Origin of the sequence: Rathayibacter sp. PhB127 (genome assembly GCF_003751665.1) — a bacterium.
Lineage (GTDB): Bacteria > Actinomycetota > Actinomycetes > Actinomycetales > Microbacteriaceae > Rathayibacter > Rathayibacter festucae.
Genome location: NZ_RKHW01000001.1, coordinates 600,456 through 623,888, shown reverse-complemented (window position 1 = coordinate 623,888; position 23,433 = coordinate 600,456). Strand labels below are relative to the sequence as shown.

The following is a 23,433-nucleotide window of genomic DNA, read 5'->3' as shown; positions in this document are numbered from 1 at the left end:
GCAAGCGGGCGAGCACGTCTCGTCGGAACGCGGAACGAACTTCTCGCCGCATCCAACGCATGGGTCGATGGCCTCGATACGCGGGTCCGGGGCGTCGGTCATGCGTCGTCCTCCTCTGGTCGAGCAACGACTCGCAATGGCGCAAGCTTGGAGAGGAACTCTGCCGGAGCCGTCTTCGAGTCGCCAGCAATCTGCCAGCCATGACCGAGCCTTTGCCAGGGGTCGCCCTGAACGTCGACTACGACGGAACCCATGGGCAACTCTTCGATCTCGGCGACCGTGCTGACGTTCTCCTCCCGCAGTCGCCGCACCTCAGCGATCAGCGCAGGGATGTCCTCGCGGGCGTGAGCGATGAATTCCGCCTCGGCCGGGGTCGAGCCGCCCGCGGTGATCGCGTAGATCGATGCAGGCTCTTCGTCCGCGTCTCCGGTGTAGATGATCCTGCACTCGCCCGTCTCGGGAACCTCGTCGACACCCCACGGGCCGGACGCGATTGTCTCGGTGCGCTCTTCGATCGCGTCGAGGTCGAGCGGTTTCGGGGTGACGGTCATGCGGTCTTCTCCTCGATCTGGCGACGAAGCCGAACGTTCTCGGTGAACTCGCTCCGGTAGAGACTTCGGTAACGGTCTCTCTCCGCGGTCGCAGGGTGAACCGTGACTAGTTCCTCGCGCAGTCGATGCACCTCGTCCATCAGCGCGGGCACGTCCTCCCTAGCGAGGTAGTGCGACTGCTCTTCTTCGTGGTCGAGTCGTGACCAGTCACCGCGTTCGGACGTGCCGTTGTACCAGTCGATCCAGCGCTCATTCACGGCGTCGAGGTCGAGCGGTTCGGTGTCACTCATGGCTGTTCTCCTCGTCGACGGCAACAGTGACCCTCGGCTCTCCGGCGCGGTACTCGCTAGCGCGCCGTTCGAGCATGCGCGAACCGAGGAGCCATGCGCTTCGGATCTGCTTGGCACCGCTCGATCCGTGCTTGCGTGTGATCTGCTCGTACTCGGCCTGCCAGTGCGCGGCTTCGGCTTCGAGCACGACGGCCGCGAAGATTCCCCAGTTGGATTCGTCGATCACTCCGGGCTTGCTATCGTTCATGTTGGCTCTCCGTTCACTTCACTGAATTGGATGGGCTTGGCCGGTAACGTTCGCTGCGTTACCGGCCTTTCCATTATCCCACTTATCGGGCGATATCGATGGCGTGCTGAAACCAGAAGTCAGCGCCGCCGGACAGATAGTCGTGCTTCTGAATTCGGCGGCGGTTGACCATCCGAAGCCACACCCAGCCGCGATCGACCGTCTGGATGGGGCGCCATGCGAAGTAGCGATGCCAACGCGAGAACGCCCAGCCAAACTGTGGCTCGTAACGGTCAGTCATCGCTTCCGCCATTCACGCCAGTCCACGTGTCGTGCGCGCAGCTTGGCAAGGCGGCGATTGAACTGGCGCTCCGAAGCGATGCAGATCAGCCAGATCGCGTACAGCTCGCATGCGATGAGCACTAGTCCACCGATGAATGCGATTTGGACGACTATGGCGGTCGCCTCGGTCATACGCTCGCCTCCTTGTTCTCGAGCAACCACGCGAGCTCGCGTACTCCGAATGCGGTGTCGCATGCCCGGCAGAGTCCCTTGCCACCGTCTGGTAGCTCCTCACCGTCGCGAAAAGTAAGCACGAGGGGTCGGGCGTACTCCTCGCCGGTGTTCGGATTGAACCAGGATTTCGAGTCGCACACTGGGCATGCGTCGGGCAGGTCCATGACGCGCGGCGGGTCGATCTTCCCTTCGATCTCGTTCGCCCACGCCCACAGCTGCTTGACGTGGAACTTGTCTTCCTCGTACGTGCGCGTCTTCTGGCGGTAGACGACGTACCAGGCTGCGAGCGTCTTCCCACTGTCGGGCTTCGAGATGATGGAGCCGGCGAGTCGCGCCCAGTCGTTGACGGTGGTGTTGATGCGGATGAATCGCCAGAGAGCGTCCGTATCGAGGATGTTCTGCTGCGACTTGAGTGTGCCGCCTGCCGATCCGCCCATCGTTTCGCGGATCATCGTGTCAAGCGTCTCGAGGAGTGGCGGCAGATTGATGGGTGAGATGCATTCGATGCCGTTCTTCGACTGCACCACCTTCGACGTTCTCGGGCGGGTGAGCGCTTCAACAGCGAGGAGGAGGGCGTCGTCGTCAGTCATCGGGTCTCCTCCGCGGTGGTCGTGTCGCTTTCTGTCCACTCGGGTTCAATCCCCAGAATTCGAGCGAACTCGTCACGATCATCGGTTAGCAGAGCCACGCCCTCACGAAGTCGCCGCACCTCTGCTATCAACGCGGGCACGTCTTTCTCAACGACCAGGGCGAGGGCTATGTGACTTTCGCCCCACTCTGCTTCGCTTGCCCGCTGCTCAATCGCGTCGAGGTCAATCTCTTCGTTCGTCATGTCGTCTCCTGTTCGTGTTGGTCCCGCTTGTGGTCGAGGTACAGCGACCGGACCGGGAAGGTGGCGCCGCAGTCAGGGCAGATCATGCGGTGGGCTCCTTGTGGCGCGGGTTCTTGCAAATCCAGTCGTCCTGCCAGTCGTCGTCGTGCTCCCCAGTCAGGAACCAGACCTGCTTCATGAAGCGGCCACACGAGCAGCGGGCGGGGCGTTCTTCTTCCTCGTACATCCGTCTTCTTTCGGGTACAGGGAAAGCCCGCCCTCCGTGTGGAGTGACGGGCTTTCCGCGGACGTGATGGGGTGTCCGGCTGGCAGGTGTGGCGCGTTGTATCCGTCCGCCCACGCCTGCTGCACGTAGCCGAGCAGCTTGGCCGTTTCCGCCACGAGCACCTTGTCGGTTCACGTTTCGATCAGATGCTCGACGTACGCGACATCCGGGTACGAGTCGGCATCAGTCGGCATCAGCGGCCTCCTTCGTGCAGTCGCCGCAGTAGCCTGTGCCGTAGCCGTGGTGACTGTCGTTGCCGCACTCGCGGGCAGTGGCGGGCTCCTCGGGTGGGGGCGGGACACTGAGCACGCGGCCACTGATCGCGTCCCTCATCCCGCCGCATCCGAGGCATACGATCCGCGGGTCGTCGCCGTCGAAGGACCAGGAGTGCTGAGGCCCATCGATTCGCACCGGCGTCGAGCAGAAGTCAGCCACGGTCGTCCTCCTCGGTCCCGTCGTGTGCTGCGAGGCGGTCGAGGAGCGGCCTCTCGCGCGCGATGATCTTCGCGGCCAGGCGGCGCACCTCATCGGGGGTGGGCGGGATGGCTCGGCGGATCTCCTCAATCACGCTCATATCGAGCCCGGGCGTCACCATCTCGGCACGGCGAGCCAGGGCGGCGCGGATCGTCTCCCAGTCCTCCACCGTCTCTACCATGCGCGCCTCCACCCCTTCGCAGACGCCGACCGACCGCTGCCCGTCGTCCATCACGGCCGTCTGGTAGCCGTCGCACGACGGGCAATGGGTGGGCGTCGCCTCCGCGATAGGCGCCGCAAGAGTGTCTGCGAGGCGTCTAGTCACGCATGGCCATGCCTTTTCACACGACTCGCACTCCTGGTCGCGAGTCTCGCCACACCAGTCGCAGCAGACCCAGCCGCTCGACGGGTCCACGACGTGAGGATCAGCCTCCTCGATGAGGGCGCGTACGGCGTCCTGTGTTAGGGGTTCGGCGGTCATCGTTCATTCCTGTCCATGTAGGTAACCCCTGCATCCCCGACGCTGATGTGCCGGGCGATGACGGTGATGGCGGTGATGGTGACGGCGGCGATCATCCAGCCGGCGCGCGTCACCGGGTCACCTCGCCGTACGAGTGTTCGCCGTCTTCGAGTGGCGTGTCTCGGAGCGGCTGGGATGCGGCGTCGAGAGCTTCGACGGTCGCGCCGGTCGGAACCTTCGCTTCTTCGTCGTCGAGTGCCCGCTCGAGCTGCCGGACACCCTGAGGCGTGATGTGATCCGGGGTGAGCAGACGGATCGTCGCGCGGATACGGGCAGTGGTTGCGGTCATCGACGTCCCTCCGCCCAGCATTCGCCGCAGATGTCTCGTCCACCCGGAAGCGTCTTCCACCCCGCACTACGCAAGATCTTCCTAGCGTCAGCAGCAGTGTCGGCCGTATCCCATTGCCCACACGTGTGGCCGTTATCGCGGATGGCATCGCACCAAATGGTCGCGTCGGTCGTTGCGCTCATCAGAACGCCGGTGCAGTGTCGTATGCGGCCGCGAATCCGTCCGGCTCCCACGGCTGCTCAGCCTGACGCTGCACCGTCTGCTTCGGCTGACCCTTCACCTCGCGGAACTTGGTCTTGTTCAACGTGTGCTCGACACCACCCGGACGCGTCTGCCCCTCGCGGTCCTCCCACGGCTCACCGACCTTCGTGGACAGCACGCCCGTCAGGCTCACCTGCTGGCCGATCTCGAGCGGCGTCTCCTCCTCGAACCAGATCGACCATCGACGCTTGATGTCCTTGCCCTGCGCCTGCCACGACTCGATGATCGTGTAGCCCTTGCCTCCACGCTTGGCGTAGTCGACGGTTCCGGTGATAGATGCGAATGCCATCAGAGGCCCTGCTTTCTGTCTCGTTCGGCTCGTCGGATTTCGGAGAGCATGTTCTTGGTTTCCCGGTCGTACGCGCGGTTGGCGAGCGTTTCCGGGGATGGAATGAAGTACTCCTTAGCGACGAAATCCGGGCGGAACTCGACGCGGCGGATGAAGAGCGCAAAGTCGGCCGCAGCCTTGCCTGGCACGTTCGCGTGCTTTTCGGCCTCGATGCCTAAACGACGAGACAGGGCGCGCATGCTGCCCTTGTGCTGATCGAGCAGCACGGAACCGATCTCGTCATTCACTTCGACTGTCAGCAGCATCTGCCGCCTCTCTTTCGCACGCGGCACAGGTGGCCACGAGACGGCTCAGGATGTAGCCGGGGTGACTGGGACACTCAGGCGGGGATTCGATCGCTCTACGGGCAGCCTGCGCCCGCCTAGCGTTCTTCACGACATGCGCCGGCAGCAGATAGTCCGTGGATTCGCGTCGATGAGTGCGCACACCCTCAATCGCCGCCTCGAACGGCAGGAACCCGATCGTGTCGAACCACTCCTCGAGCACCAACTGATCCACCTGCCGACTGTCACCCAACTGGATCTTCGCCAGCACCTTCGCGCACTCGGCCTTGTTCACGACTCCACCTCCAACAGGTCCAGTTCGGTTGCCAGCTGCACCGTCCGCATCGCGCGCTCGGTGGGTGTGGCTTTCGGTCTTCGCGCCGTGTAGTCGTCCTGCTTGCGACGCATCCAGTTCCGCCACGTCGCCTCCCAGTCCGTCTTCACGCCCTTCTGCCCCGGCTGCGCGATCCAGTAGTCGACGAAAACGGCATGCTCGGCGCGATGGTCGACGTCGGGTGCGTCGGTGCGTGCTTTCGCTCGAGATGCTTCGGAGGGGAGCCAGTCGGGTGAGAGACGGACGCCGCGCTTGCGTGGGGTCTCACCTTCTTTAGAAGGTGATGTCTCTGTCTCTGTCTCTGTCTCTGTCATAGCTTGGGATGTGCTTGCGTTTTGCTTAAGCACATCCGAAGCAGGTGCTTGAGTTGTGCTTGCCGCGCGCTTGGCTCGTGCCTGACCACCCATCCGACCCGCCTCCCGCTTCTTCTCGATGTCCGCCCTCGTGATCTGGTGCTCGTCGTAATCGCGGATGTGCCAACCGCCGTCGATGCGCTCGAGAGTCGGCCGCTCCGGATGGTTGCTGGCCAGCTCGTCCAGCACCTCGCGACCCCACATGCGCACGGCCACCCGCTCGTCGAGGAAGCCGTCCGTCAACTGGCGGCGGGCGTACATGGTGCACTCGATCAGCGCACGGAACGCCGCATCACTGAGCAGCATCACCTTCGGATGCTCGGACATGCCGATGTCGAAGCGCGCGTACAGACGTTCATCCTTCGGCATCCGGCGGCTCCTCTTCTTTGGTTGTCGGGTCGACTCCCTCTGTGGCCCACGCGATGAAACGTCGCGCGAGTTCTGCGATGTCTCCTGGGTGATCGACGTAGAGCCGCGCATCCTCGACGGTCGCAAAAGTGGCCGATGCGCACGGTGTTCGAAAGCGTCCTTTGAGTGGGTAGCCCGGCGTCGGTGTGTGGCGAAATCGGCAGTACCAGCCGGGCTCGCCAAATCCAGCGGTAACGATCTGCTCGAAAGGAGTTTTGCCGGAACTGAATCCAAGCGGTGCACCCCAACCCATCAGATCATCCGTCTCTCTACCCGCAGCAGCACGTGGCATCGGTCCGTGTGCAGGGAGCCGTAGATGAGGTCGCCGGACGGGAGCTGCCACACGGCGTCGTCGTCGAACCAGCCGTCTACCTCGGTCATGGCCGGTCTCCTGTCACGAGCGCCACGAAGTCATCGACAGTCATGAGGACAAACTGCTGACCGGGCACACGCGTCCCCTTCCGCTTGATGGCGACGACACCGCCGATCGCGTCATCGTTCGCCGCTTCGACTGCCGCCTCGCCCACCCACGTCGCGGGAAGCATGCGGCCGCCATAGTCCTTCGCCTCGATGACCCAGCGGTTGCCGAGAACTCTCAGCCCGCCGATGTCGCCGCGGTCGTTGGCACCGTGCTTCACGCGCCGTTCGATGCGGTCGTCGATGTGCTGGGCAAGGTAGTTGGCGATGAGGAGCTCGAACGCGGTGCCGGCTGCCTTCGCGGAGGAACGGTTGCGGGTCATGCGGCCACCACTGCAAACCGGACGCCTATCCGCGCACTCTGGTCGGCGGTCCACCTGACGTGCCCATCGGGCTCGCGCGTCCACCGTCCAGCTTCGGCGCGGTCCCACTCGAGACCATTCGGCAGTTCGAGCTCCGCGCCTTGGATGAGGCCGAGCACGTAGATCGCCCTACCCTGATGAACCACCTCCACGCCGCTCATGCTCCTGCCGCCTTGACCCGGTTGTATGCCTCGCTGATGGGGCCGAGTGCTGCGGCTCCGGCGTTGGCTTCGGTGGCTGCCTTGCCGAGTGCCGCGATCGCTGCGAGGTCATCGCCGGCCGCGGTGAGGTCGGCCAGCCAATCGCGAGCGGGTGCGGCGTCAGCGAGGGGATCGACGTGCCATGTCTGCTTTCTCCCGGCGGCCCCGGCGCCTCTGATCAGCAAATCGCGGGGGCCTTCGATGTTCGAGAGGTGACTGATGCGGATACCACCGACCTTGTTCGGGCCGAACATGACATCGGGCTTGTTGTAGACGGTGACGCGGCGGCCGACCCACTGGTCGCCCTTGGTGCCCCAGCATGCGGCGAGGACGTCGAGCATCCCCTTGCTCGGCCGCCAGACGCGATCGACCTCAACGAGCCGGATCTCGGCTACCGTCTTGCCGTCGCGCTTGCCGAGTCGCGAGCCGGGGGCGATTGTGAACGTGCGTGGCTCTACGAGTTCGATCGCGTCGATTTGGTCACTGGTTGGCGCGAGGGCTTGCGTGATGTCCATGTTCAGAACTCGATCTCTGTGAAGTGGTCGATGCGGGGTGCCACAGGGAGGCCCACGGTGATGGCTCGGTATCTAGCGATTGCTTCTACTGCTCGCTCCTCGAAGGCCGTGAGCGCCGCCGTAATTCCGTCGTCCCATGTCTCGCTCCGGTGAACGCGAATTACATGCAGGGGCCACCCCCCGGCATAAGACACGTAATCCCACCAAGCGCGGTCGAGAACGAACATGCATGCATGGATCTGGGCGAGATTGCCGAGCGGGATCGCGTTGTCGAGGGTTGTCGTCAGCTGAGTGCGGGGGCGACGAGATTTGATCTCAATGCCGCCATCCGAGCCGACAAGACCGTCAGGTGACGCTCCGATTTGCAGTTCGCCTATGGACCGCACCGCGAAACCGATCTCCTCAACGGGCGCGTACTGCTCGGCGTAGAGCTGCCGGGCGTACGGCTCATCCAGAGTGCCGCGTTGCATGTCGAAAGACGGGTGAACGTAGTCGACGTGCTGACTAATCCGCTCGGCGATCAGCGTCTCAGTGAGAGCTCGAGACGTGTCGTTGTTAGCAAGCCTGCCGGTGGTCGTAAGCAACTTGCCGATGGTCGATGCGGTGGCCAACCCGCATCTAGCGGCAAGCCAGTCCGGGCTGCCTTGCTCCAAATCGGTATAGATCTGAATGTTCATGCGTCTACCTCTTCTGCGTATCGGACCAGGGACCACTTGGCGCGCCACCATCCGCCGTTGTCTTGAGCGTCGACCGCGACCCACCGAACGCCCTTCTTGCAAGTAGCGCGCTGCTTGGTTTTGAGGGCCAGATGCTCGGGCTCGCAGCACGGTTCTATAGGGGTGAGGATGCGGACTACCATGGCTGCGGCCTCGTCTGGACCTTGTCGCACCATCGGCACTTGCGTTCTTCCTGTCGCTGCCAATTGATGTAGGTGTGGCTCCATGAGTGACCGCCCACGGCATAGCATCCGAAGGCGAGCAGTGGGTTACGCATCGCTTTCCTCTCCGGCGATCATCCCGAGGAAGTTGATCGCCTTGTCGATGGCTTGTTCTTCGCTGAGCCAGGGGTTGTCGTTCATGAGTTCCATTGCGCGGGCGATGATGCGGTCGGATTCGGCGTCCGTGAAACCGTCGATCGTGTACGTCATGCGCGTCTCCTCTTCGGCAGGACACCGCATGCCGCGAGTCCGGCGATGACGAGCACGTGCCCGTCGTAGTGGGTGGGTGTGAACGCGACCCAGTAGGCGGCGTATGCGAGAGCGGCGGCGAAGAAGACGTGCGCGCGGGGCATCAGCTTCGCGTTTCAGTTGCATGAGCGAAGACGGCTTCGATGATCAGCAGCTTGTCCTTCGGCGTCAAAGGAGCTTTCATTCGCAGCTCTTCGATGATCCTGCTGGCCGCCGCAAGAGAGTGAGCATGGCCGCGCCGGATATCTTCGCGAACGGCTGCCTTTGCCTCTTGAGTCTTCATGCCGCCTTCTTTCGGTCGCATCGGGCGCACACGTCGCCCTCGGAGTAGGAATGGAACCGCCACGCGTGCAACCCGAGACGGCAGAGGATGGTCAGCGCAGCCATGTCAGCCCCGCACAAGCGACGAGACCGACGATCGCGACAACCCATGCGACGTTCACTACGAGAGCCGCAGACAGGCACACGTGGACAGTGCGGGTGGAGAGTTCGCGGGTCACGATGCGAGCCTCAGCACCGCAGACGGACGATTGCGCTTCGTCAGACGACGCTCACCCGTATCGACCACGCGGCCGTCGTTCTTCAGATCCGTTACCCGCTTGTCGACCGTGTGCTCATCCACGTCCGGCCAATGCATCGACGCGCGCATCTCGAAGTACGCATCCCGCAGCTCCGTGACAGTCGCCGGACCATCAAGCAGCAGCCAGAGAACGGCCGACTTCACGCGGTTCGTCGTCTCCCTATCGAGCCGTCTCGCCGCATCATGCGATGTGTCCGGGTCGTGAGTGTGCGCGAGGGCGGTCATCGGCTCTTCCTGTTCGCTCGACTTGCCTTCCGAGAAGCCTTCGTCTTCGCGCGCTGCTTCTCGATTTGCGCGAGGCGAAGAGCGGAGTAGTTCGACTTCTTGCTCGCGGTCTTGCCCGACGCGCGACGATCGAAGGGAAGGCCGGCTCGGTACGTCATCTCGCCCGAAGCGCGGACCAGATGCGACATCCAGTAGTCGTAGAGATCGGGGTTCATGCTGCTTTCTCCATTTCGGGTCGAAGGTCAGCGGTCAACTCCGCCACCTCACGGGCAATAACGGCTTCAAGCTCAGCGATCAACGCGTCACGAGCGGCCACAAGATTCGTCGGCAAGGACACGCCCCGCCGCTTACACACCAGGCACTCGTTCAACGTGCCCTTCACCCGATTCGACTTCGTGATCGGATGCTTACGAGAACACGTCAAGTACAGCGGGTCGCGCTTCGGGGGCTTGGCTTTCGAACGCTTGATCGGGGCGGGCTTCGGGTCCTTCACCACACGCAGACTCGGGGGCTTCACAGTGCCCGCAGCTCTCCTCGTCTGCACCGGCTTCACACCAGCCGACTTCAGATACAAGCTCACCGTCGACGACGACAAACCCAAGTGCGCCGCGATCTGCGGACCCGTCATCGTCGGCGCCAACTCGATCATCCGAGCCGTCTTCTCCGCCCGCTTATTCCGCGTACGATCCGCGAACGGACCATGCTCCGACTCCACACGCACCAACCGCTGCCACGAGATCCCCGTTCGCCGGTGAATGATGTGCAACGACTCACCCGACCTCAACGCCTCGATCACCGCCGAGTCGTCGTAGATGCGCTTGTTCACGAAACCCTGACCATTCGCGCGCAGAACACGCTGCAGAACAGAACGGGAAGCGCCGTACTTCTCGAGAGCCTCAGCCGGCGACATGCCGGCGCGGACATCGGTCAGCAGCTGCGACTGCTGCTCCGGAGTGAGGACTGTGCAGGTGTAGGTGGACATCACTTTCCTTCAATGGCTAGTGGGTACAAGAAAGGGGGCCGGGTGGTCTTCGCCAAACTCAAGTCGAGAAAGGGAACCGGCCCCCAAGGTGCCAGCGGGATGCTGGCTAGTGCCCCCGGACACCACGACAGCATCCGGGGGCTCTGCATTACCCCGCAGCTAGGGCACCTCTTACGTGGGTAATCCGCACCCGTTACGAGGGTGAACCGTCTCCTGCGCGACTTCGGGTGAAGCGCAGAAGAACTCACACGTTTCGACCCCAGGATCTACCGAGGACCAACGCTGCGGACACAGCCGCGTTTTCATCCCGCGCTTGCAAGGCGTGGGGCATCCCCTTGCCTCTTCGGCTGGGGGCAATGCCGACCAATGGGCGGCAGTCGATGTGGAATTGTCAAGGAGCGGTAGTGCTTGTCACCCTGTTTTTGGGTGCAGCGATCCACCCCGGGGTCGAACCGGGTCGAAAGAGCCGCCCGAATGCGGCGTGGATCGGTGGAGCTACCAGATCCGGGTATGAAGGAAGTAGACGGTGCGACGGATACCCACTCCGCCGACCACCGGCCGCACGGTTGTAGCGCGACGACCGTGCCGGGTGATGAAGACGATCATGTGAGCACCTAAACCTTCACTCGCATGAACATCCCGGACGGACGAGGCTCGTGCGCTGAGGGACGAGAGTCGCACACCGCACAGAAACCGAATACGTGAACGAGAAGCGAATCAGTCGTTTGCACCACGGGCACGTGACACGAGCGGCACTTCTCGAGGTGGGCCATCATGCGCGGCCCAGACCATCAATGTACGTACGGGCGACGTCGACTGCCGTTCGGGAAAGGATGGACGAGTCCTGGATGCTGATCGTGACCGGCAGCCCGTTCACCAGGAGAGACTCTGCAAATGCAGATGCCGCCGGGTAGTCGTAGAACCTGCCCATCACGCCGGACGGGATGTCCACCTGGAACGGGAGACGGTCGAGGATCGGGTTGCTGTCGGCGGTCATTCGTTCACCACCGGCTCGGGAATCAGCGCGGCCTTGTAACCCCCACGTCCGTCCGGCTTGCGCGAGATGTACCTGCTCAGCGTCTCGTTGTTGCGCCACGCGTTCCATGCGCGGAAGACGTAGAAGATCTGGATGCCGGCTCCCATGCGGGTCCGGTCGTCCCGCAGCTTCGTAAACGCTTGTGCAAGCGCGAGCCTCGGGTCGCCCAGCCCGGCAGTGCGCTGCTCTGCGATCGAGTTGAAGAACTCCATCGCCGCGAACGGGTCGATCTCCTCGAGCACCCACACGCAGTAGGTCAGCACGGCCGGCGTCGCGCCGAGCTTCCGGTAGATGCGGCCAGCAAATGCCGCAGCGTTCACGATGCTGGGGTTCTCCTGCACCCACGCGACAACCTCAGAGTTCGTCATGCTCGGACCGCTCGGGTTGACGGCCGCTGACTTGATGAAGCCGCGCTCCCGCTGGCGAGCGATGTTCGCTGCGCCAGCGATCACGGTGGCGTTGCTGCGCACTCCGTCGAATCGAAGGGCGTCTGCCGAAGAGCGGCGGGCGTTCACGTCGAGAACTTTCTGGGCGGTAGGGATGACGTTGCGCGCGACGGCGAAGCGGATGGTTCGGTTGGCAGAGATGACTGCGCTGAGTCGATGCTGTCCGTCGATGAGCCGACCGTTCCAGTCGAACTTGAGCGAGTCGCCCGTGGCGACCCAGGCGCCGGCGGTCATGTCTCTGGCGTACGCCGCGATGATGACCGGGCGCAGGTTGCGGTTGTCGAGGTTGTGCCCGAGCCATTCCTGAGCGAGAGCCGGGGTGACGTCGACCATCTCGACGGTCGTCGGTCGGTTCATGGGGTGATCCAGGGTCATGGCCTTGAGGGCGGTGGTACCGTTCGTGGTGGGCATTGTCGTTACCTTTCGTTGGGTTCGATGCCGAGGTCTGCGAAGACCTCACGGGCGAGGTCGACTCCGGGCTGTAGGGCAGCGCGGATGTCGGCCTTGTTTCGGTTGAAGCGGTCGTCGGAAGTGATAGATCGAATGCGCTCGAGCACCTTCCACAAGTCGCGGGAGGCGGTGTACGCGTCATCCACGAGAGAGCGGCGACGCGGCTCGGTCGGCGCCTGTTGCGGATAGGACTTGCCGTCGAGGCCAGTGACCACGCGAACGGGCTCCGGCTCGGGCTCCACGTCCACGATGACCTCGCCGGTCGTCGGGTCGAAGTCAGGGGCTCCCGGCTCGACCCAGTCGTACTGCGACGGCGGGAGAGTGGGCGTCGGGTCGAACGCCGGCTCATCGGCAGGTGATAACCGGGTTATCACCTCAGACGCCTCGATCGCCCGGACATCCTTCGCGATCATCGGCTGCGATACGCCAAACACCGGAGCAATGGCGCGCTGGCTCAAACCAGCCTCGGTCAGCTCGCGGACGACTTCGCGGCGCATGTCTACACCGAGCTTGGCGAGCGAATCGCCGAAGCGGTCCGACACATAGGCGCCGTGGCTTGCGTAGCCGAGAAGCGCGTACACGTCGCGCTCGATTGCTTCACGAATGAGGGGCAGGACGCCGGCGAATGTGTCCGCCATAGAGTCGAGCTTCAGCCCGATACGGCTCGAGAGGCGCTCGGCATCCGCGGCGGAGAATGCGCGCGGCACGTCGACGGCGCTCATGATGCGACCTCGGTGGCGCGCTTGTCCTTGGGAAGCGACTTGATCCAACGCTTGGCTTCGTCGACTTCCACGACCGGCTTGGTGCCAATGCGCGAGACAACGAGTCGGCCAGCCTTCGCCGCTCTCTCGACCATGTCGATGGAGCATCCGGCGGCTGCGGCGAGCTCTGCGTAGTTGTACGCGAGGGCCGGCTTGGTGGAGGGTGCGGGCTGGGTCATGCTGTGGCTCCTCGGAAGAGTTCGGCAGTGGAGCAACGCAAAAAGCCACCGACACGGCGCACCTCGGGAAACGAGAAGTCGACGTCTCCGTAGAGGCGGGCTTCAAGGTCCCGAGGGTCCATGTCGGTGGCTGCTGCAACACTTGCAGTGGTGGCCCCGGAGCGAACGATCGCGTCAGCAACGCGCTGAGCGACCGATCCGGTGGCAGTTCTTCTTGTCATGAGAGACACATTATCTGCCGCTAGAGACAGATACAAGGGGCTGGGGCAGAAAATCTGTCGCCAGGGGAAGATTTCTTTCGCTAGCCTGTCTGCATGCCCCTCGAAGAGATCGACCCCGTCAACCGCGCCATGGCAGACGAGTTGGTTGCTCGGTACAAGGGGAAGCGGCTGAACCAGGCACAGCTGGTCGAGGCAACCGGCATCAACGCGACGACGATGCAGCGGATCATGGCGGGCAAGAGCGCCGTCTACGTCGCGCAACTGTTCTCGCTCGCGCGCGCGCTCGAGACCTCTCCAGAGGCGATCGTGGAAGGTGCGGTGCGACGACTCGGTGACGAGGCCTAAGCCTCGACGGCGGGCCGCTTCTCGACAGCCGGGATGTCGAACATGGCAGACATGCTCGCCATGGCCTGACGAAGCCGGAGATCGTTGCCCTTCGACTTGTAGGCTCGGCTCATCGCTCGCGTGGAGTGGCCCAGGATCTCGGAGATCAAGTCTTCCGGGATGCCCGCCAGGTAGAGCAGGTCGGCGGTCGAGTGTCGCAAATCGTGAAGTCGCACCGTGCGCTTCTTCATGTTCGCTTTCATCCACTCGTTCCAGAGCTTCGAGTCGTAGTCCGGGTGGACGGGCTTGCCGGCGCGTGTGAAGACCATGCCGTTGACCGGCGGGTTGTTTTCCATGTGGCGCTCGAGCAGAGTCTTCAGGGGCTCAACGAGGGGAACGACTCGCCAGCCGGCGCGCGACTTAGGGCGCGTAAGGTAGAGTCCGCCTCCAGCGGGTCGGTACTCGTAGTCCGCGGGTACGACAATCTTCCGCTCGGGGCACTCGGCCGCACGTGTCCACCTGCATGAGTGATTGCCGTCATCCATCCTGGCGCACCCGTGCTCGAAGAGCATGCGCTGTAGCTGCCAGGAGAGGTCGAGCGAGTCACCGATGCGGTCGACTTCGAGCCCGAGTACCTCGCCGCGGCGGGCGCCGGTGAGGAGCGCAGTAGCCCAGCGCGTGCCGTACCTCTCGTCTGCGATGAACAGCTTCATGGCTTCAACGGACTCAGGGAGCGTCAGGACATCGAGCTTGGTCAGCTGCTTGCGTGGCGCATTCATCGTCTTCGCCGGGTTAGAGGTGATCCGCTTTTCACGGACAGCCGCTTCGAGGGCGATCGAGATGACGCGGTGCACCTGCAACGCGTACGTGGAGGAAAGTGCACGCAGCGGCTTGTCCTTGCCTGCGCTGTGGACGGGTGAAGTGACCCTGTCCGTAACGAGCCGGATGGTGCGGGCGCTCACCTTTGAAAGGCGGACGCTGCCGATGGTGGGGATGACGTGGTTGTACGTGATGGTCCGGTAACCCTCGGCCGTCTTAGGGCGGACGTCGGGTTGGACTATGGCGCGGAACCAGTAGTCGAACCACTGCCCCACGGTCTGATCCGTGGTCGCCAGGTCGCCGTTGTCGTGGAGATCCTTCGTGAGAGCGATCAGCATGTTCTTCGCCGTGTCTTTGTCACGCGCGCGAACAGTCTTACGGCGCCGCTTACCGTCGCGCTGCGGGAGCTCGACGGTAGCGGTCCAGTAGCCGCGTGCGTCCTTGAAGAGGGCGCCCTCACCCTTGCCTCGCGTTGACCTGGGCATGCGTTCCTCCTAGGGGGAAGGGTTAGGGAGCGCCGTTGCTCCCGGCCACTCTTCTGTCGTGGGCGGCCCACATGCCGCCGAGTACTCCGGTGTGCTGAGGTCTTCTGTAGGGCGCGTGTGTACGCTTCTTCATGTCCTTCTCCTGTTGCATCAGGGGGTGGATCGGGCCTCAGATCTGCCAGGATCTGGGGCCTTTTTGGTTGTAGCCAACGCGAGCCGAGTCGTGAAGCCTTAGCTACCCACCGCTAGGGGGTGCTGTGCGTCGCTAGAGACAACATACACACCAGCAGGGGCGCAAAACAAGCCACCAGAGACACATTTCACCCGACTTGTAATCGGGCGGTTACGGGTTCAAGTCCCGTCGTCGGCTCCGAGGCGATCTCGTGAGCGCTCGATCGGCCGCCCGCTCCGACGCGACTGCCTGCCGCGTCCGGCCGTCCGGCGGCAGTCCGGCGTACGGTAGTCCTCGCAGCCTCCGCGTGAGCGGCCTCTCGACCCAGCGGTGGATCACGATCCCGGCGACCAGCGAGACGGCGATCGTGCCGACCACGGAGAGGGCTCCCGCTCGCAGGCCGATCAGTGCCAGGACGGCGGGCGCGACCGGCCCGATCAGGGGATGGAAGAGGTACAGGCTGTAGGACGCCTCGCCCAGTGCGAGCAGCGGTCGCCGGAGGACGCGATCCGCGCCACGACGCGACGCGAGCCGCCGGAAGAGCGGTTCGGCCAGGACCACCGCGACGAACGAGGCGGCGACGATCCCCTTCCGGAAGAGCGCGTCGCGCTGCCAGGAGATCCCCTCCGGTGCGAGTGCCGCGACGACGGTGAACGCGGCGGCGGCGCCCAGCGCGAGGAGCAGGCCGCGACGCGCGCGCGGAAGCCCGGCGATCCTCCCGATCGCCATCCCGATCGCGAAGTACAGGACGAGCGGGTCGAAGTAGACCGCCCAGGCCGGCCAGTCCTCGGCCGGGCGGAGGAGATGGCCGGACGCGACGACGAGCACGACCGTCGACGCGAACACGAGGACGTTCCGCCGCAGGAGCAGCCCGAGGGCGAAGACCGCGTAGAAGGCCGTCTCGAACGTGAGGGTCCACCCGACGCCGAGGAGCGGCTCCACCGCGCCGTCGGGATTGCGGGCGGGCAGGAAGAGGTAGGACGCGACTCCCGTCCACGGAGTGAGGGCGGCGTGCAGCACGGCCCCGGGCAGGACGAGGATCGACGCGATCTTGAGGGTCGTGGCGACCCAGTACAGCGGGACGATCCGGATCACGCGGCGGACGGCGAAGAACCGCCAGCCGCCCCGCACCGCGAAGGGACCCGCGGTGACCGCCATCACGAAGCCGGAGACGACGAAGAAGACGTCGACACCCGCGGCGGCGCCGTTCCAGACGGTGATCGAGTCGTCGAGGCGCTCGTGCGCGTAGAACGTGGCGTGCGTGATGACGACGAGCAGAGCCGCGACGAAGCGCAGGGCCTGGACGCCCTCGAAGATCGGTGTCCTGGCGGTCGCCGGCGCGACGATCGGCGGCGTGGTCATGGCGGCCCCCCGGTGAGATCGGGTGAGCCTATCCACGAGAGCGAGCGGCCGACGCGGAGGCGCGGAATCGGCTGTCGCGCGATCGCGGGCGTCCTCCTCCCGCAGCGCCTCCCCCTGCAGTGACCGGGCTCAGGCCTCCCGAGGTGCACGACGAAGGGCCCCGGTCTCCCGGGGCCCTTCGTGTGCTCCGACCCGCCTCGGCGGGTCCGCGACCTAGCCCGCGGCGGGCGTGGGGGTCGGCGTGGCCGAGGAGTAGGTGTCGGCGGCGGCCGAGAGCACGAACGAGCTGAAGGCGTCCGCGTCGGTCAGCGAGCCGGTGTACGCCTCCCCGTTGACGAGGACCGTCGGCGTGCCCGAGACGGAGGCGACCTCGGTGCCCGGCAGCGGGCCGGAGGTGGCGCGCTCCGTGGCCGCGCGCACCCAGCTGACGAAGGACTGGTCGTCGATGCAGGAGTTCACCACGGCGGTGTCCTCGACACCCGCGTCGGCGGCGGCCTGCTTGAGCTGGTCGTCGGAGAGGCCGTCGGTGCCCTCCGCCGGCTGATCGGCGAACAGCGCCGCATTGAAGTCGAAGAAGGAGTCGGGCGACCGGTCGGCGACGCAGGCCGCGGCGTTGGCCGCGCGCTCCGAGTACTTGGTGCCGTTCGAGCGGGTGGTCAGGATGGCGATCGGGTGGATCTCGACCGTGGCGGCACCGCTGGTGACCCACTCCTTGATCTGGTCGCCGTTGGTCTGCTCGAACTGGCCGCAGTAGGGGCAGAGGTAGTCGAGGTACACCCGGATGTCGACGGTGCCCGTGGAGGTGTCGAGCACGCTCGGGGTCGGGGTGCCGTCGGCCGGGATCGCCGGGGTGGTCGAGGCGACGAGGCCCTCGGTGATGAGGACGCCGTCGCTCGCCATGTTGGCGGGGCCGGGGCCGGCGGGGCGGATGCTCGAGGTGACGGCGAAGACGACGACCGCGACGATGGCGATCACGACGATCGCGAGTCCGCCCTGCAGGGCGAAGCGGCTGACGCGGTCGCGGCGCTTCTGCTGCTCGCGGAGTCGACGGGCCTTCTCGCGCGCGGCCTCTCGACGCTGGTTCTTCGAGAGACGGTCGTTGGCTCCGCCGATGGTCATGACAAGAACGCTCCGAATGAGAGAGGAAGTGCCGCCGGGCTGCGACTCGCCGGAATCCTACGCGCGAGCCCTGGGAAACCTCCAAACGACGGATACCGCAGGCCCCCGGCGCCCGGCATCGGGCCCCGGCTCCCCGCTCCGGCGCTCCGTGGCATACTGTGACGGTTGGTCGGAGTCGCCCACGCGACGACGACCGTCACTTCCATTCACTCGGATCGTCCGGCACGTACCTGCCGGTGAAGGAGCAAGAACAATGGCGTCCGTAACCTATGACAACGCGTCCCGCGTCTACCCCGGGGCCACGCGTGCCTCGGTCGACAAGCTGAACCTCGAGGTCGGAGACGGCGAGTTCCTCGTCCTCGTCGGCCCCTCGGGCTGCGGCAAGTCCACCTCCCTGCGCATGCTCGCCGGCCTCGAAGAGGTCAACGAGGGCCGCATCCTGATCGGCGACCGCAACGTCACGGACGTTCCGCCGAAGGACCGCGACATCGCGATGGTCTTCCAGAACTACGCGCTCTACCCGCACATGTCGGTCGCCGAGAACATGGGCTTCGCGCTCAAGATCGCCGGCATCAACAAGGACGAGCGCGCCGCGCGGGTCCTCGAGGCCGCGAAGATGCTCGACCTCGAGCCCTACCTCAACCGCAAGCCGAAGGCCCTCTCCGGTGGCCAGCGTCAGCGCGTCGCGATGGGTCGCGCCATCGTCCGCAAGCCGCAGGTGTTCCTCATGGACGAGCCGCTGTCGAACCTCGACGCCAAGCTCCGCGTCCAGACCCGCACGCAGATCGGCACGCTCCAGCGCCGCCTGGGCATCACCACCGTCTACGTCACCCACGACCAGACCGAGGCGCTCACCATGGGCGACCGCATCGCGGTCCTCAAGGACGGACTGCTCCAGCAGGTCGGCACGCCCCGCGACCTCTACGAGAACCCGAACAACGTCTTCGTGGCCGGCTTCATCGGCTCGCCCGCGATGAACCTGTTCCACGCGGACGTCACCGACGGCGGCGTCAAGTTCGGCGACACGGTCCTCCCGATCGCCCGCGAGGCGCTCGCGAAGACCACCCAGAAGGTCGTCACGCTCGGCGTGCGCCCCGAGGACGTCACCGTCTCGACCCAGCCCGGTGGCCTGCCGATCGAGGTCGACCTGATCGAGGAGCTCGGCTCGGACGGCTACCTCTACGGCCACACCGAGGTCGAGGGTCGCCGCACCGACATCGTCGCGCGCGTCGACGGCCGCGTGCACCCGACCGCGGGCGACCGCGTCTACGTGACCGCGAACCACCGCGTGCACATCTTCGACGGCGAGTCGGGACTGCGCCTCTCCTAGGCTCCGCCCCCGCGCACACGCTGCCGTCGTCTCCTCCGAGGCGGCGGCAGCGTTCGTCCGGGCCCCTCCACCGTCCGACTCCCGACACGAACGGCGCGCCATGTCCGGCTCCCTGAACATCACCTCGGCCACGGTCGATCCCGCCCTCCTCGACCTGCCGTGGAACCTGCGGCTGAACGACTGGCCCGACGAGTACATCGCCGCGCTGCCCAAGGGCATCTCGCGGCACACGGTCCGCTTCGCGCACCTCTCCGGCCACGTCGTCGCCGTGAAGGAGACGACGGCGGAGATGTCGCGGCGCGAGTACGAGATGCTCAAGACCCTGCAGCGGCTCGACGTCCCGTGCGTCGTGCCGGGCGCCGTGATCACGAACCGCACCGACGACGAGGGCGACGAGCTGCCCGCCGTGCTGGTCACCCGGCACCTCAAGTTCTCGCTCCCCTACCGCGCGCTGTTCTCGCAGACGTTGCGTCCCGACACGGCCACGCGCCTCGTCGACGCACTGGCGCTGCTGCTGGTGCGCCTGCACGTCATCGGCTTCTTCTGGGGCGATGTCTCGCTCTCGAACACGCTGTTCCGGCGCGACGCGGGCGCCTTCGCGGCGTACCTCGTGGACGCGGAGACCGGGCAGCTCTACTCGGGCGGACTCTCCAACGGCCAGCGCGAGAACGACCTCGAGATCGCCCGGGTCAACATCGCCGGCGAGCTGCTGGACCTCGAGGCGGGCGGGCGCGTCGACGACGACCTCGACCCGATCACGGTGTCCGACGGCATCGTCGCGGCGTACCGCAGTCTCTGGAAGGAGCTGACCGGGGCGGAGTCGTTCTCGACCTCCGAGCGCTGGCGCATCAACGACCGGGTGAACCGGCTCAACGAGCTGGGCTTCGACATCGAGGAGCTCGCGATCAAGACCGACGAGGCGGGCTCGACCGTGCGGATCCAGCCGAAGGTCGTCGACGCGGGTCACCACCAGCGCCGCCTGCTGCGGCTGACCGGGCTGGATGCCCAGGAGAACCAGGCGCGCCGCCTGCTGAACGACCTCGACTCCTACACCGCCACCTACGACAAGCAGGGGCTGGACGAGGAGATGGTCGCCCACGAGTGGCTCGCGCAGGTGTTCGAGCCGGTCATCCGCTCGATCCCGCGCGACCTCAAGGGGCGGCTGGAGCCGGCGGAGATGTTCCACCAGCTGCTCGAGCACCGCTGGTTCATGTCGCAGCAGCAGGCACGCGACGTGCCGCTGGCGGAGGCGGTCACCGCCTACGTGAACGACATCCTGCGCCACCGCCGCGACGAGGCGACCATCATCGCGCCGCCGACCGAGGCGATCACCCTGCCGAACCTGGTCATCGACGGCGCGGGTGACGCCGAGCTGACCGACGAGGACGCCGACGTCGACTGGATGAAGAACGTCTGACCCGGCACGCCGGAGGGCTCGTGCGGATCCCGGATCCGGCACGAGCCCTTCATCGTCTGCGGCGGCTGCGGACGCGGATCTCGATACGCCCGCTCCGCGGCCTCCTCGATCAGCATGAAGCGCCCCTTGCTCGGCGCTAGCCGATCAGCATGCTCCCCCGCTCGCCGCAGGCGGCGCCCCTCAGCCTTCGCTCGCCGAAGGCGGCGCCCTCAGCCGCCGCTCGCCGAAGGCGGCGCCCCTCAGCCGCCGCTCGCCGCAGGCGGCGCCCCCCTGCTCCTCCCCCGGCGTCAGCGCGGGTGCCGGCGCGGTGAGCTGCAAGGCGGAGGAGGAAGCGATACCGGCGGTATCGCGCCCGACGACAACGCCGCAGATCGCCGTGCCGGCGCCCGCGCTGCCCGTGCTAGGCGGAGGCGGCGCGGAGTTTGGAGATCTCGTAGAGCGCGACCGACGCCGCGATGCCGGCGTTGAGCGATTCGGTCGCGGCGCTGATCGGGATGGAGACGACGGCGTCGCACTGCTCGGTGACGAGGCGCGAGAGGCCCTTGCCCTCGCTGCCGACGACGACGAGCAGTGGGCGGTCGGCGAGCTCGAGGCCGGGGAGCATGGTGTCGCCGTCGCCGTCGAGGCCGATGACGAAGACGCCGTCGCGCTTGTAGTCCTTGATCATCGCGGTGAGGTTGGACGCCATCGCGACGGGCACGCGCGCGGCGGCTCCGGCCGAGGTCTTCCAGGCCGCCGAGTTGAGGCCGACCGAGCGGCGCTGCGGCACGATGACGCCCTGCCCGCCGAAGGCGGCGACGGAGCGGATGATCGCGCCGAGGTTGCGCGGGTCGGTGATGCCGTCGAGCGCGACGAACAGCGGGACGACGCCGCGGGAGACACTGCGCTCGAGCAGGTCGCTCGGGTGCGCGTACTCGTACGGCGGGACCTTGAGCACGAGGCCCTGGTGCACGGAGTCCGGGCCGGCGAGGCGGTCGAGCTCCGGGCGCATGACCTCGAGGACGGGGATGCCGCGGGCGGTGGCGAGCTTGAGCGCCTCCTTGACCCGGTCGTCCATCTCGATGCGCGTCGCGAGGTAGAGCGTCGTCGCGGGGATCTTGGCGCGCAGCACCTCGAGGACCGAGTTGCGGCCGGTGACCATCTCGGACTCGTCGCCGCTCTTGGGCTTCCGCGACGGGGCCGGACGGCCCTGGCCGCGGGCCGCGCCGTTCAGCGCCGCTCCGGGTCGGCCCTTGCCGCCGGCGGCGACGAAGCGCTCGCGCGCCAGCTTCGCCTTGCCCGCGGGGTGGTACGGCCGGTCCTCGGCCTTGGGCGTGGGCTTCTTGCCCTCGAGGGCCTGACGGCCCTGACCGCCGGAACCGACGGCCTTGCCCTTGCTCTTCTTGCGGACCGCTCCTGGGCGGCCGGGCTTATTCGCCATCGAGACTCCAATGCGCACCCGTCTGGGTGTCTTCGATCGTGATTCCCGCAGCAGCGAGATCGGTTCGGATGCGGTCGGCGGCCGCCCAGTCGCGCTGCTCGCGCGCGGTCTGCCGCTCGGCGACCAGGCGGTCGACGAGCACGGTGAGGGCCCGGTAGGTGGGCTCGTCGTCGGAGCGCGCCCACTCGGGGGCCTCCGGGTCGATGCCGAGGACCGACGCCATGGCGAGGACCTGGGTGCGCAGCGCGGACACCGTGCCGAGGTCCTCCGCGTCGAGAGCGGCGTTGCCGGCCCGCACGGTCTCGTGCAGGACGCCGATGGCCTGCGGGACCGAGAGGTCGTCGTCCATCGCCTCGGCGAACTCGTCGGGCACGACCGGCTCGCCGACGGCGGCGAAGCGGGTGCCCTCGAGGCGCCGTCGGCTGCGGTCGAGGAAGCCCTCGATCCGCTCGAGCGCCGCCTCGGCCTCCTCGAGCGCGCCGTCGTGGAACTCGAGCGTCGAGCGGTAGTGCGCCGAGCCGAGGTAGTAGCGGACGACCAGCGGGCGGGCGGAGTCGAGCAGCTCGGAGGCGAAGACGGAGTTGCCGAGCGACTTGCTCATCTTCTGCCCGGTGACCGACACGAGGCCGTTGTGCAGCCAGTAGCTGGCGAAGGCGTGGCCCGCGGCACTCGACTGGGCGAGCTCGTTCTCGTGGTGCGGGAAGCGCAGGTCGAGCCCGCCGCCGTGGATGTCGAACTGGGTGCCGAGGTACTTGGTCGACATGGCGGAGCACTCGATGTGCCAGCCGGGCCGGCCCCTCCCCCAGGGCGAGGCCCAGGAGGCGGACTCGGGCTCGTCGGGCTTCATGCCCTTCCACAGCGCGAAGTCGTGCGGGTCGCGCTTGCCGCGCGGGTCGGCGTCGGTCGCCGCCTCCATGCTCTCGAGGCGCTGGTGCGTGAGCACGCCGTAATCCGGCCAGGAGCGGGTGTCGAAGTAGACGTCGCCGGAGTCGTCGGGAGCGGGGTAGGCGTGGCCCAGCTCGATCAGGCGCTGCACGAGCGCGACCATCTCGGCGATGCTCGCCGTCGCGCGCGGCTCGTAGGTGGGCGGCAGGATGCCGAGCGCGGAGTAGGCGGCGGTGAACTCGAGCTCGACCCGGTAGGCGAGCGCCCACCACTGCTCCGAGGGCTCGCCCTCGCCGGCCGCGCGGCGGGCCTGCTCGGCGATCGCGAGGATCTTGTCGTCGATGTCGGTGACGTTGCGGACGAGCGTGACCCGGTAGCCGCGGTAGGCCAGCCAGCGGCGCAGCTGGTCGTAGACCAGGGCGGAGCGCAGGTGCCCGATGTGCGGCGACGACTGCACCGTGGGTCCGCAGACGTACATCCCGACCTCGTTCTCGCGGAGGGGGACGAAGTCGACGAGGGCCTGGGCCTTCGAGTCGTGCAGTCGCAGAGTCACGCCGCGAGTTTACCGGGCGGGGCGGGCGCGGCCGGGCGGCGGGCTGGCGCGGTGGA

General features: G+C 66.2%; 38 protein-coding genes. 3 read left to right on the top strand and 35 right to left on the bottom strand.

The features are described 5' to 3' along the window. Positions 1-98 precede the first annotated feature (98 nt). From EDF22_RS03120 to EDF22_RS03010, 30 genes are all read right to left on the bottom strand, one after another. Complete coding sequence (locus tag EDF22_RS03120; protein ID WP_123702311.1) at positions 99-551, bottom strand: hypothetical protein; 453 nt, start codon at positions 549-551, stop codon at positions 99-101. Further along, a complete protein-coding gene (locus tag EDF22_RS03115) occupies positions 548-841 on the bottom strand; it encodes a hypothetical protein (RefSeq protein WP_123702309.1) in 294 nt (97 codons plus the stop codon). Before EDF22_RS03115 ends, EDF22_RS03120 begins: the two co-directional genes overlap by 4 nt. After that, on the bottom strand, positions 834-1,088 hold the full coding sequence (locus tag EDF22_RS03110; RefSeq protein ID WP_148059097.1) for a hypothetical protein: 255 nt from the start codon (positions 1,086-1,088) through the stop codon (positions 834-836). The genes EDF22_RS03115 and EDF22_RS03110 overlap by 8 nt, the downstream gene beginning before the upstream one ends. A gap of 82 nt (positions 1,089-1,170) precedes the next feature. Further along, the gene (locus EDF22_RS03105) at positions 1,171-1,368 is read right to left on the bottom strand and encodes a hypothetical protein (protein WP_123702305.1); all 198 of its coding nucleotides are present in this window, start codon (positions 1,366-1,368) and stop codon (positions 1,171-1,173) included. Next, entirely contained in the window at positions 1,365-1,541 is a 177-nt protein-coding gene (locus tag EDF22_RS20670) for a hypothetical protein (RefSeq protein WP_185038690.1), read from the bottom strand. The genes EDF22_RS03105 and EDF22_RS20670 overlap by 4 nt, the downstream gene beginning before the upstream one ends. Beyond that, entirely contained in the window at positions 1,538-2,173 is a 636-nt protein-coding gene (locus tag EDF22_RS03100) for a hypothetical protein (protein WP_123702303.1), read from the bottom strand. The genes EDF22_RS20670 and EDF22_RS03100 overlap by 4 nt, the downstream gene beginning before the upstream one ends. After that, positions 2,170-2,415: a hypothetical protein gene (locus EDF22_RS03095; RefSeq protein ID WP_123702301.1), complete on the bottom strand. Its 246-nt coding sequence runs from the start codon at positions 2,413-2,415 to the stop codon at positions 2,170-2,172. Before EDF22_RS03095 ends, EDF22_RS03100 begins: the two co-directional genes overlap by 4 nt. Before the next feature lie 82 nt (positions 2,416-2,497). Then, positions 2,498-2,641 carry a hypothetical protein gene (locus EDF22_RS20665; RefSeq protein ID WP_185038688.1) on the bottom strand — a complete coding sequence of 48 codons (144 nt, stop codon included), beginning with the start codon at positions 2,639-2,641 and terminating at the stop codon, positions 2,498-2,500. A 222-nt stretch (positions 2,642-2,863) separates the two neighbouring features. Continuing rightward, positions 2,864-3,115, bottom strand: a complete 252-nt coding sequence (locus tag EDF22_RS03090; RefSeq protein WP_123702299.1) for a hypothetical protein — start codon at positions 3,113-3,115, stop codon at positions 2,864-2,866. Further along, positions 3,108-3,635, bottom strand: a complete 528-nt coding sequence (locus EDF22_RS03085; RefSeq protein ID WP_123702297.1) for a hypothetical protein — start codon at positions 3,633-3,635, stop codon at positions 3,108-3,110. The genes EDF22_RS03090 and EDF22_RS03085 overlap by 8 nt, the downstream gene beginning before the upstream one ends. Positions 3,636-3,744: 109 nt before the next feature. Beyond that, a complete protein-coding gene (locus tag EDF22_RS03080) occupies positions 3,745-3,963 on the bottom strand; it encodes a hypothetical protein (RefSeq protein ID WP_148059096.1) in 219 nt (72 codons plus the stop codon). Between the two features lie 181 nt (positions 3,964-4,144). Next, complete coding sequence (locus EDF22_RS03075) at positions 4,145-4,513, bottom strand: hypothetical protein (protein ID WP_123702293.1); 369 nt, start codon at positions 4,511-4,513, stop codon at positions 4,145-4,147. After that, a complete protein-coding gene (locus tag EDF22_RS03070) occupies positions 4,513-4,818 on the bottom strand; it encodes a hypothetical protein (protein ID WP_148059095.1) in 306 nt (101 codons plus the stop codon). Before EDF22_RS03070 ends, EDF22_RS03075 begins: the two co-directional genes overlap by 1 nt. Beyond that, positions 4,793-5,131, bottom strand: a complete 339-nt coding sequence (locus tag EDF22_RS03065; RefSeq protein WP_123702289.1) for a hypothetical protein — start codon at positions 5,129-5,131, stop codon at positions 4,793-4,795. The genes EDF22_RS03070 and EDF22_RS03065 overlap by 26 nt, the downstream gene beginning before the upstream one ends. After that, positions 5,128-5,892 carry a hypothetical protein gene (locus tag EDF22_RS03060; protein ID WP_123702287.1) on the bottom strand — a complete coding sequence of 255 codons (765 nt, stop codon included), beginning with the start codon at positions 5,890-5,892 and terminating at the stop codon, positions 5,128-5,130. The genes EDF22_RS03065 and EDF22_RS03060 overlap by 4 nt, the downstream gene beginning before the upstream one ends. Next, on the bottom strand, positions 5,879-6,184 hold the full coding sequence (locus EDF22_RS20390) for a hypothetical protein (RefSeq protein ID WP_148059094.1): 306 nt from the start codon (positions 6,182-6,184) through the stop codon (positions 5,879-5,881). Before EDF22_RS20390 ends, EDF22_RS03060 begins: the two co-directional genes overlap by 14 nt. Then, the gene (locus EDF22_RS21190) at positions 6,184-6,312 is read right to left on the bottom strand and encodes a hypothetical protein (RefSeq protein WP_260303008.1); all 129 of its coding nucleotides are present in this window, start codon (positions 6,310-6,312) and stop codon (positions 6,184-6,186) included. Before EDF22_RS21190 ends, EDF22_RS20390 begins: the two co-directional genes overlap by 1 nt. Next, positions 6,309-6,671, bottom strand: coding sequence for a hypothetical protein (locus EDF22_RS03055; protein ID WP_123702285.1), 363 nt, complete (start codon positions 6,669-6,671; stop codon positions 6,309-6,311). Before EDF22_RS03055 ends, EDF22_RS21190 begins: the two co-directional genes overlap by 4 nt. A 196-nt stretch (positions 6,672-6,867) precedes the next feature. Further along, positions 6,868-7,425, bottom strand: a complete 558-nt coding sequence (locus tag EDF22_RS03045) for a hypothetical protein (RefSeq protein ID WP_123702281.1) — start codon at positions 7,423-7,425, stop codon at positions 6,868-6,870. Between the two features lie 2 nt (positions 7,426-7,427). Continuing rightward, positions 7,428-8,102 (bottom strand): lambda exonuclease family protein, encoded by a 675-nt coding sequence (locus EDF22_RS03040; protein ID WP_185038686.1) that lies wholly within the window; start codon positions 8,100-8,102, stop codon positions 7,428-7,430. Between the two features lie 308 nt (positions 8,103-8,410). Then, entirely contained in the window at positions 8,411-8,572 is a 162-nt protein-coding gene (locus EDF22_RS20660; protein ID WP_185038684.1) for a hypothetical protein, read from the bottom strand. After that, positions 8,569-8,715, bottom strand: coding sequence for a hypothetical protein (locus EDF22_RS20655; protein ID WP_185038682.1), 147 nt, complete (start codon positions 8,713-8,715; stop codon positions 8,569-8,571). The genes EDF22_RS20660 and EDF22_RS20655 overlap by 4 nt, the downstream gene beginning before the upstream one ends. Next, a complete protein-coding gene (locus EDF22_RS20385; protein WP_148059093.1) occupies positions 8,715-8,894 on the bottom strand; it encodes a hypothetical protein in 180 nt (59 codons plus the stop codon). Before EDF22_RS20385 ends, EDF22_RS20655 begins: the two co-directional genes overlap by 1 nt. A 213-nt stretch (positions 8,895-9,107) precedes the next feature. Beyond that, complete coding sequence (locus EDF22_RS03035; protein ID WP_123702277.1) at positions 9,108-9,416, bottom strand: hypothetical protein; 309 nt, start codon at positions 9,414-9,416, stop codon at positions 9,108-9,110. Beyond that, a complete protein-coding gene (locus EDF22_RS20380) occupies positions 9,413-9,631 on the bottom strand; it encodes a hypothetical protein (RefSeq protein WP_148059092.1) in 219 nt (72 codons plus the stop codon). The genes EDF22_RS03035 and EDF22_RS20380 overlap by 4 nt, the downstream gene beginning before the upstream one ends. Continuing rightward, positions 9,628-10,398 carry a hypothetical protein gene (locus tag EDF22_RS03030; RefSeq protein ID WP_123702275.1) on the bottom strand — a complete coding sequence of 257 codons (771 nt, stop codon included), beginning with the start codon at positions 10,396-10,398 and terminating at the stop codon, positions 9,628-9,630. Before EDF22_RS03030 ends, EDF22_RS20380 begins: the two co-directional genes overlap by 4 nt. A 772-nt stretch (positions 10,399-11,170) precedes the next feature. Next, on the bottom strand, positions 11,171-11,395 hold the full coding sequence (locus EDF22_RS03025) for a hypothetical protein (protein WP_123702273.1): 225 nt from the start codon (positions 11,393-11,395) through the stop codon (positions 11,171-11,173). Continuing rightward, a complete protein-coding gene (locus tag EDF22_RS03020; protein ID WP_123702271.1) occupies positions 11,392-12,291 on the bottom strand; it encodes a hypothetical protein in 900 nt (299 codons plus the stop codon). Before EDF22_RS03020 ends, EDF22_RS03025 begins: the two co-directional genes overlap by 4 nt. Positions 12,292-12,296: 5 nt before the next feature. After that, on the bottom strand, positions 12,297-13,052 hold the full coding sequence (locus tag EDF22_RS03015) for a hypothetical protein (RefSeq protein WP_123702269.1): 756 nt from the start codon (positions 13,050-13,052) through the stop codon (positions 12,297-12,299). Further along, positions 13,049-13,270, bottom strand: coding sequence for a hypothetical protein (locus tag EDF22_RS03010; RefSeq protein ID WP_123702267.1), 222 nt, complete (start codon positions 13,268-13,270; stop codon positions 13,049-13,051). The genes EDF22_RS03015 and EDF22_RS03010 overlap by 4 nt, the downstream gene beginning before the upstream one ends. A gap of 314 nt (positions 13,271-13,584) precedes the next feature. Here EDF22_RS03010 and EDF22_RS03005 point away from each other — a divergent pair, with 314 nt between their 5' ends. Further along, positions 13,585-13,836: a helix-turn-helix domain-containing protein gene (locus EDF22_RS03005; RefSeq protein ID WP_123702265.1), complete on the top strand. Its 252-nt coding sequence runs from the start codon at positions 13,585-13,587 to the stop codon at positions 13,834-13,836. Here the strand turns inward: EDF22_RS03005 and EDF22_RS03000 are convergent. From EDF22_RS03000 to EDF22_RS02990, 3 genes are all read right to left on the bottom strand, one after another. Beyond that, positions 13,833-15,119, bottom strand: coding sequence for a tyrosine-type recombinase/integrase (locus EDF22_RS03000; protein ID WP_123702263.1), 1,287 nt, complete (start codon positions 15,117-15,119; stop codon positions 13,833-13,835). The genes EDF22_RS03005 and EDF22_RS03000 overlap by 4 nt on opposite strands. A gap of 343 nt (positions 15,120-15,462) precedes the next feature. Further along, positions 15,463-16,653: an acyltransferase gene (locus tag EDF22_RS02995; RefSeq protein ID WP_123702261.1), complete on the bottom strand. Its 1,191-nt coding sequence runs from the start codon at positions 16,651-16,653 to the stop codon at positions 15,463-15,465. 213 nt (positions 16,654-16,866) lie between these two features. Then, on the bottom strand, positions 16,867-17,772 hold the full coding sequence (locus EDF22_RS02990) for a thioredoxin domain-containing protein (protein ID WP_123702259.1): 906 nt from the start codon (positions 17,770-17,772) through the stop codon (positions 16,867-16,869). Positions 17,773-18,025: 253 nt separating this feature from the next. Here EDF22_RS02990 and EDF22_RS02985 point away from each other — a divergent pair, with 253 nt between their 5' ends. Together EDF22_RS02985 and EDF22_RS02980 are read left to right on the top strand one after the other, a co-directional pair. After that, positions 18,026-19,102: an ABC transporter ATP-binding protein gene (locus EDF22_RS02985; protein WP_123702257.1), complete on the top strand. Its 1,077-nt coding sequence runs from the start codon at positions 18,026-18,028 to the stop codon at positions 19,100-19,102. Positions 19,103-19,202: 100 nt separating this feature from the next. Then, positions 19,203-20,519, top strand: coding sequence for a DUF4032 domain-containing protein (locus EDF22_RS02980; protein ID WP_123445159.1), 1,317 nt, complete (start codon positions 19,203-19,205; stop codon positions 20,517-20,519). A 400-nt stretch (positions 20,520-20,919) separates the two neighbouring features. Here EDF22_RS02980 and rlmB read toward each other — a convergent pair whose 3' ends face one another. Together rlmB and cysS are read right to left on the bottom strand one after the other, a co-directional pair. Next, on the bottom strand, positions 20,920-21,939 hold the full coding sequence (rlmB, locus tag EDF22_RS02975) for a 23S rRNA (guanosine(2251)-2'-O)-methyltransferase RlmB (RefSeq protein ID WP_123702255.1): 1,020 nt from the start codon (positions 21,937-21,939) through the stop codon (positions 20,920-20,922). Next, a complete protein-coding gene (cysS, locus tag EDF22_RS02970) occupies positions 21,929-23,377 on the bottom strand; it encodes a cysteine--tRNA ligase (protein ID WP_123702253.1) in 1,449 nt (482 codons plus the stop codon). The genes rlmB and cysS overlap by 11 nt, the downstream gene beginning before the upstream one ends. Positions 23,378-23,433 lie beyond the last annotated feature (56 nt).

Bases quoted from the DNA above. Each gene is read 5' to 3' on its own strand.
- EDF22_RS03070 (WP_148059095.1), bottom strand. From the start codon at position 4,818: ATGCTGCTGACAGTCGAAGTGAATGACGAGATCGGTTCCGTGCTGCTC.
- EDF22_RS20385 (WP_148059093.1), bottom strand. From the start codon at position 8,894: ATGAAGACTCAAGAGGCAAAGGCAGCCGTTCGCGAAGATATCCGGCGC.
- EDF22_RS03035 (WP_123702277.1), bottom strand. From the start codon at position 9,416: ATGACCGCCCTCGCGCACACTCACGACCCGGACACATCGCATGATGCG.
- EDF22_RS02980 (WP_123445159.1), top strand. From the start codon at position 19,203: ATGTCCGGCTCCCTGAACATCACCTCGGCCACGGTCGATCCCGCCCTC.
- EDF22_RS03085 (WP_123702297.1), bottom strand. From the start codon at position 3,635: ATGACCGCCGAACCCCTAACACAGGACGCCGTACGCGCCCTCATCGAG.
- EDF22_RS20655 (WP_185038682.1), bottom strand. From the start codon at position 8,715: ATGCCCCGCGCGCACGTCTTCTTCGCCGCCGCTCTCGCATACGCCGCC.
- EDF22_RS03055 (WP_123702285.1), bottom strand. From the start codon at position 6,671: ATGACCCGCAACCGTTCCTCCGCGAAGGCAGCCGGCACCGCGTTCGAG.
- EDF22_RS03040 (WP_185038686.1), bottom strand. From the start codon at position 8,102: ATGAACATTCAGATCTATACCGATTTGGAGCAAGGCAGCCCGGACTGG.
- EDF22_RS21190 (WP_260303008.1), bottom strand. From the start codon at position 6,312: ATGACCGAGGTAGACGGCTGGTTCGACGACGACGCCGTGTGGCAGCTC.
- EDF22_RS03095 (WP_123702301.1), bottom strand. From the start codon at position 2,415: ATGACGAACGAAGAGATTGACCTCGACGCGATTGAGCAGCGGGCAAGC.
- EDF22_RS02990 (WP_123702259.1), bottom strand. From the start codon at position 17,772: ATGACCATCGGCGGAGCCAACGACCGTCTCTCGAAGAACCAGCGTCGA.
- EDF22_RS03025 (WP_123702273.1), bottom strand. From the start codon at position 11,395: ATGACCGCCGACAGCAACCCGATCCTCGACCGTCTCCCGTTCCAGGTG.
- EDF22_RS03075 (WP_123702293.1), bottom strand. From the start codon at position 4,513: ATGGCATTCGCATCTATCACCGGAACCGTCGACTACGCCAAGCGTGGA.
- EDF22_RS20670 (WP_185038690.1), bottom strand. From the start codon at position 1,541: ATGACCGAGGCGACCGCCATAGTCGTCCAAATCGCATTCATCGGTGGA.
- EDF22_RS03105 (WP_123702305.1), bottom strand. From the start codon at position 1,368: ATGACTGACCGTTACGAGCCACAGTTTGGCTGGGCGTTCTCGCGTTGG.
- EDF22_RS20390 (WP_148059094.1), bottom strand. From the start codon at position 6,184: ATGGGTTGGGGTGCACCGCTTGGATTCAGTTCCGGCAAAACTCCTTTC.
- EDF22_RS03030 (WP_123702275.1), bottom strand. From the start codon at position 10,398: ATGTCCACCTACACCTGCACAGTCCTCACTCCGGAGCAGCAGTCGCAG.
- EDF22_RS03000 (WP_123702263.1), bottom strand. From the start codon at position 15,119: ATGCCCAGGTCAACGCGAGGCAAGGGTGAGGGCGCCCTCTTCAAGGAC.
- EDF22_RS03015 (WP_123702269.1), bottom strand. From the start codon at position 13,052: ATGAGCGCCGTCGACGTGCCGCGCGCATTCTCCGCCGCGGATGCCGAG.
- EDF22_RS03110 (WP_148059097.1), bottom strand. From the start codon at position 1,088: ATGAACGATAGCAAGCCCGGAGTGATCGACGAATCCAACTGGGGAATC.
- EDF22_RS03115 (WP_123702309.1), bottom strand. From the start codon at position 841: ATGAGTGACACCGAACCGCTCGACCTCGACGCCGTGAATGAGCGCTGG.
- EDF22_RS02995 (WP_123702261.1), bottom strand. From the start codon at position 16,653: ATGACCACGCCGCCGATCGTCGCGCCGGCGACCGCCAGGACACCGATC.
- EDF22_RS03045 (WP_123702281.1), bottom strand. From the start codon at position 7,425: ATGGACATCACGCAAGCCCTCGCGCCAACCAGTGACCAAATCGACGCG.
- EDF22_RS03010 (WP_123702267.1), bottom strand. From the start codon at position 13,270: ATGACCCAGCCCGCACCCTCCACCAAGCCGGCCCTCGCGTACAACTAC.
- EDF22_RS03100 (WP_123702303.1), bottom strand. From the start codon at position 2,173: ATGACTGACGACGACGCCCTCCTCCTCGCTGTTGAAGCGCTCACCCGC.
- EDF22_RS20380 (WP_148059092.1), bottom strand. From the start codon at position 9,631: ATGAACCCCGATCTCTACGACTACTGGATGTCGCATCTGGTCCGCGCT.
- EDF22_RS20660 (WP_185038684.1), bottom strand. From the start codon at position 8,572: ATGACGTACACGATCGACGGTTTCACGGACGCCGAATCCGACCGCATC.
- EDF22_RS03120 (WP_123702311.1), bottom strand. From the start codon at position 551: ATGACCGTCACCCCGAAACCGCTCGACCTCGACGCGATCGAAGAGCGC.
- EDF22_RS03080 (WP_148059096.1), bottom strand. From the start codon at position 3,963: ATGACCGCAACCACTGCCCGTATCCGCGCGACGATCCGTCTGCTCACC.
- EDF22_RS03005 (WP_123702265.1), top strand. From the start codon at position 13,585: ATGCCCCTCGAAGAGATCGACCCCGTCAACCGCGCCATGGCAGACGAG.
- EDF22_RS03060 (WP_123702287.1), bottom strand. From the start codon at position 5,892: ATGCCGAAGGATGAACGTCTGTACGCGCGCTTCGACATCGGCATGTCC.
- EDF22_RS20665 (WP_185038688.1), bottom strand. From the start codon at position 2,641: ATGTACGAGGAAGAAGAACGCCCCGCCCGCTGCTCGTGTGGCCGCTTC.
- EDF22_RS03020 (WP_123702271.1), bottom strand. From the start codon at position 12,291: ATGCCCACCACGAACGGTACCACCGCCCTCAAGGCCATGACCCTGGAT.
- rlmB (WP_123702255.1), bottom strand. From the start codon at position 21,939: ATGGCGAATAAGCCCGGCCGCCCAGGAGCGGTCCGCAAGAAGAGCAAG.
- EDF22_RS02985 (WP_123702257.1), top strand. From the start codon at position 18,026: ATGGCGTCCGTAACCTATGACAACGCGTCCCGCGTCTACCCCGGGGCC.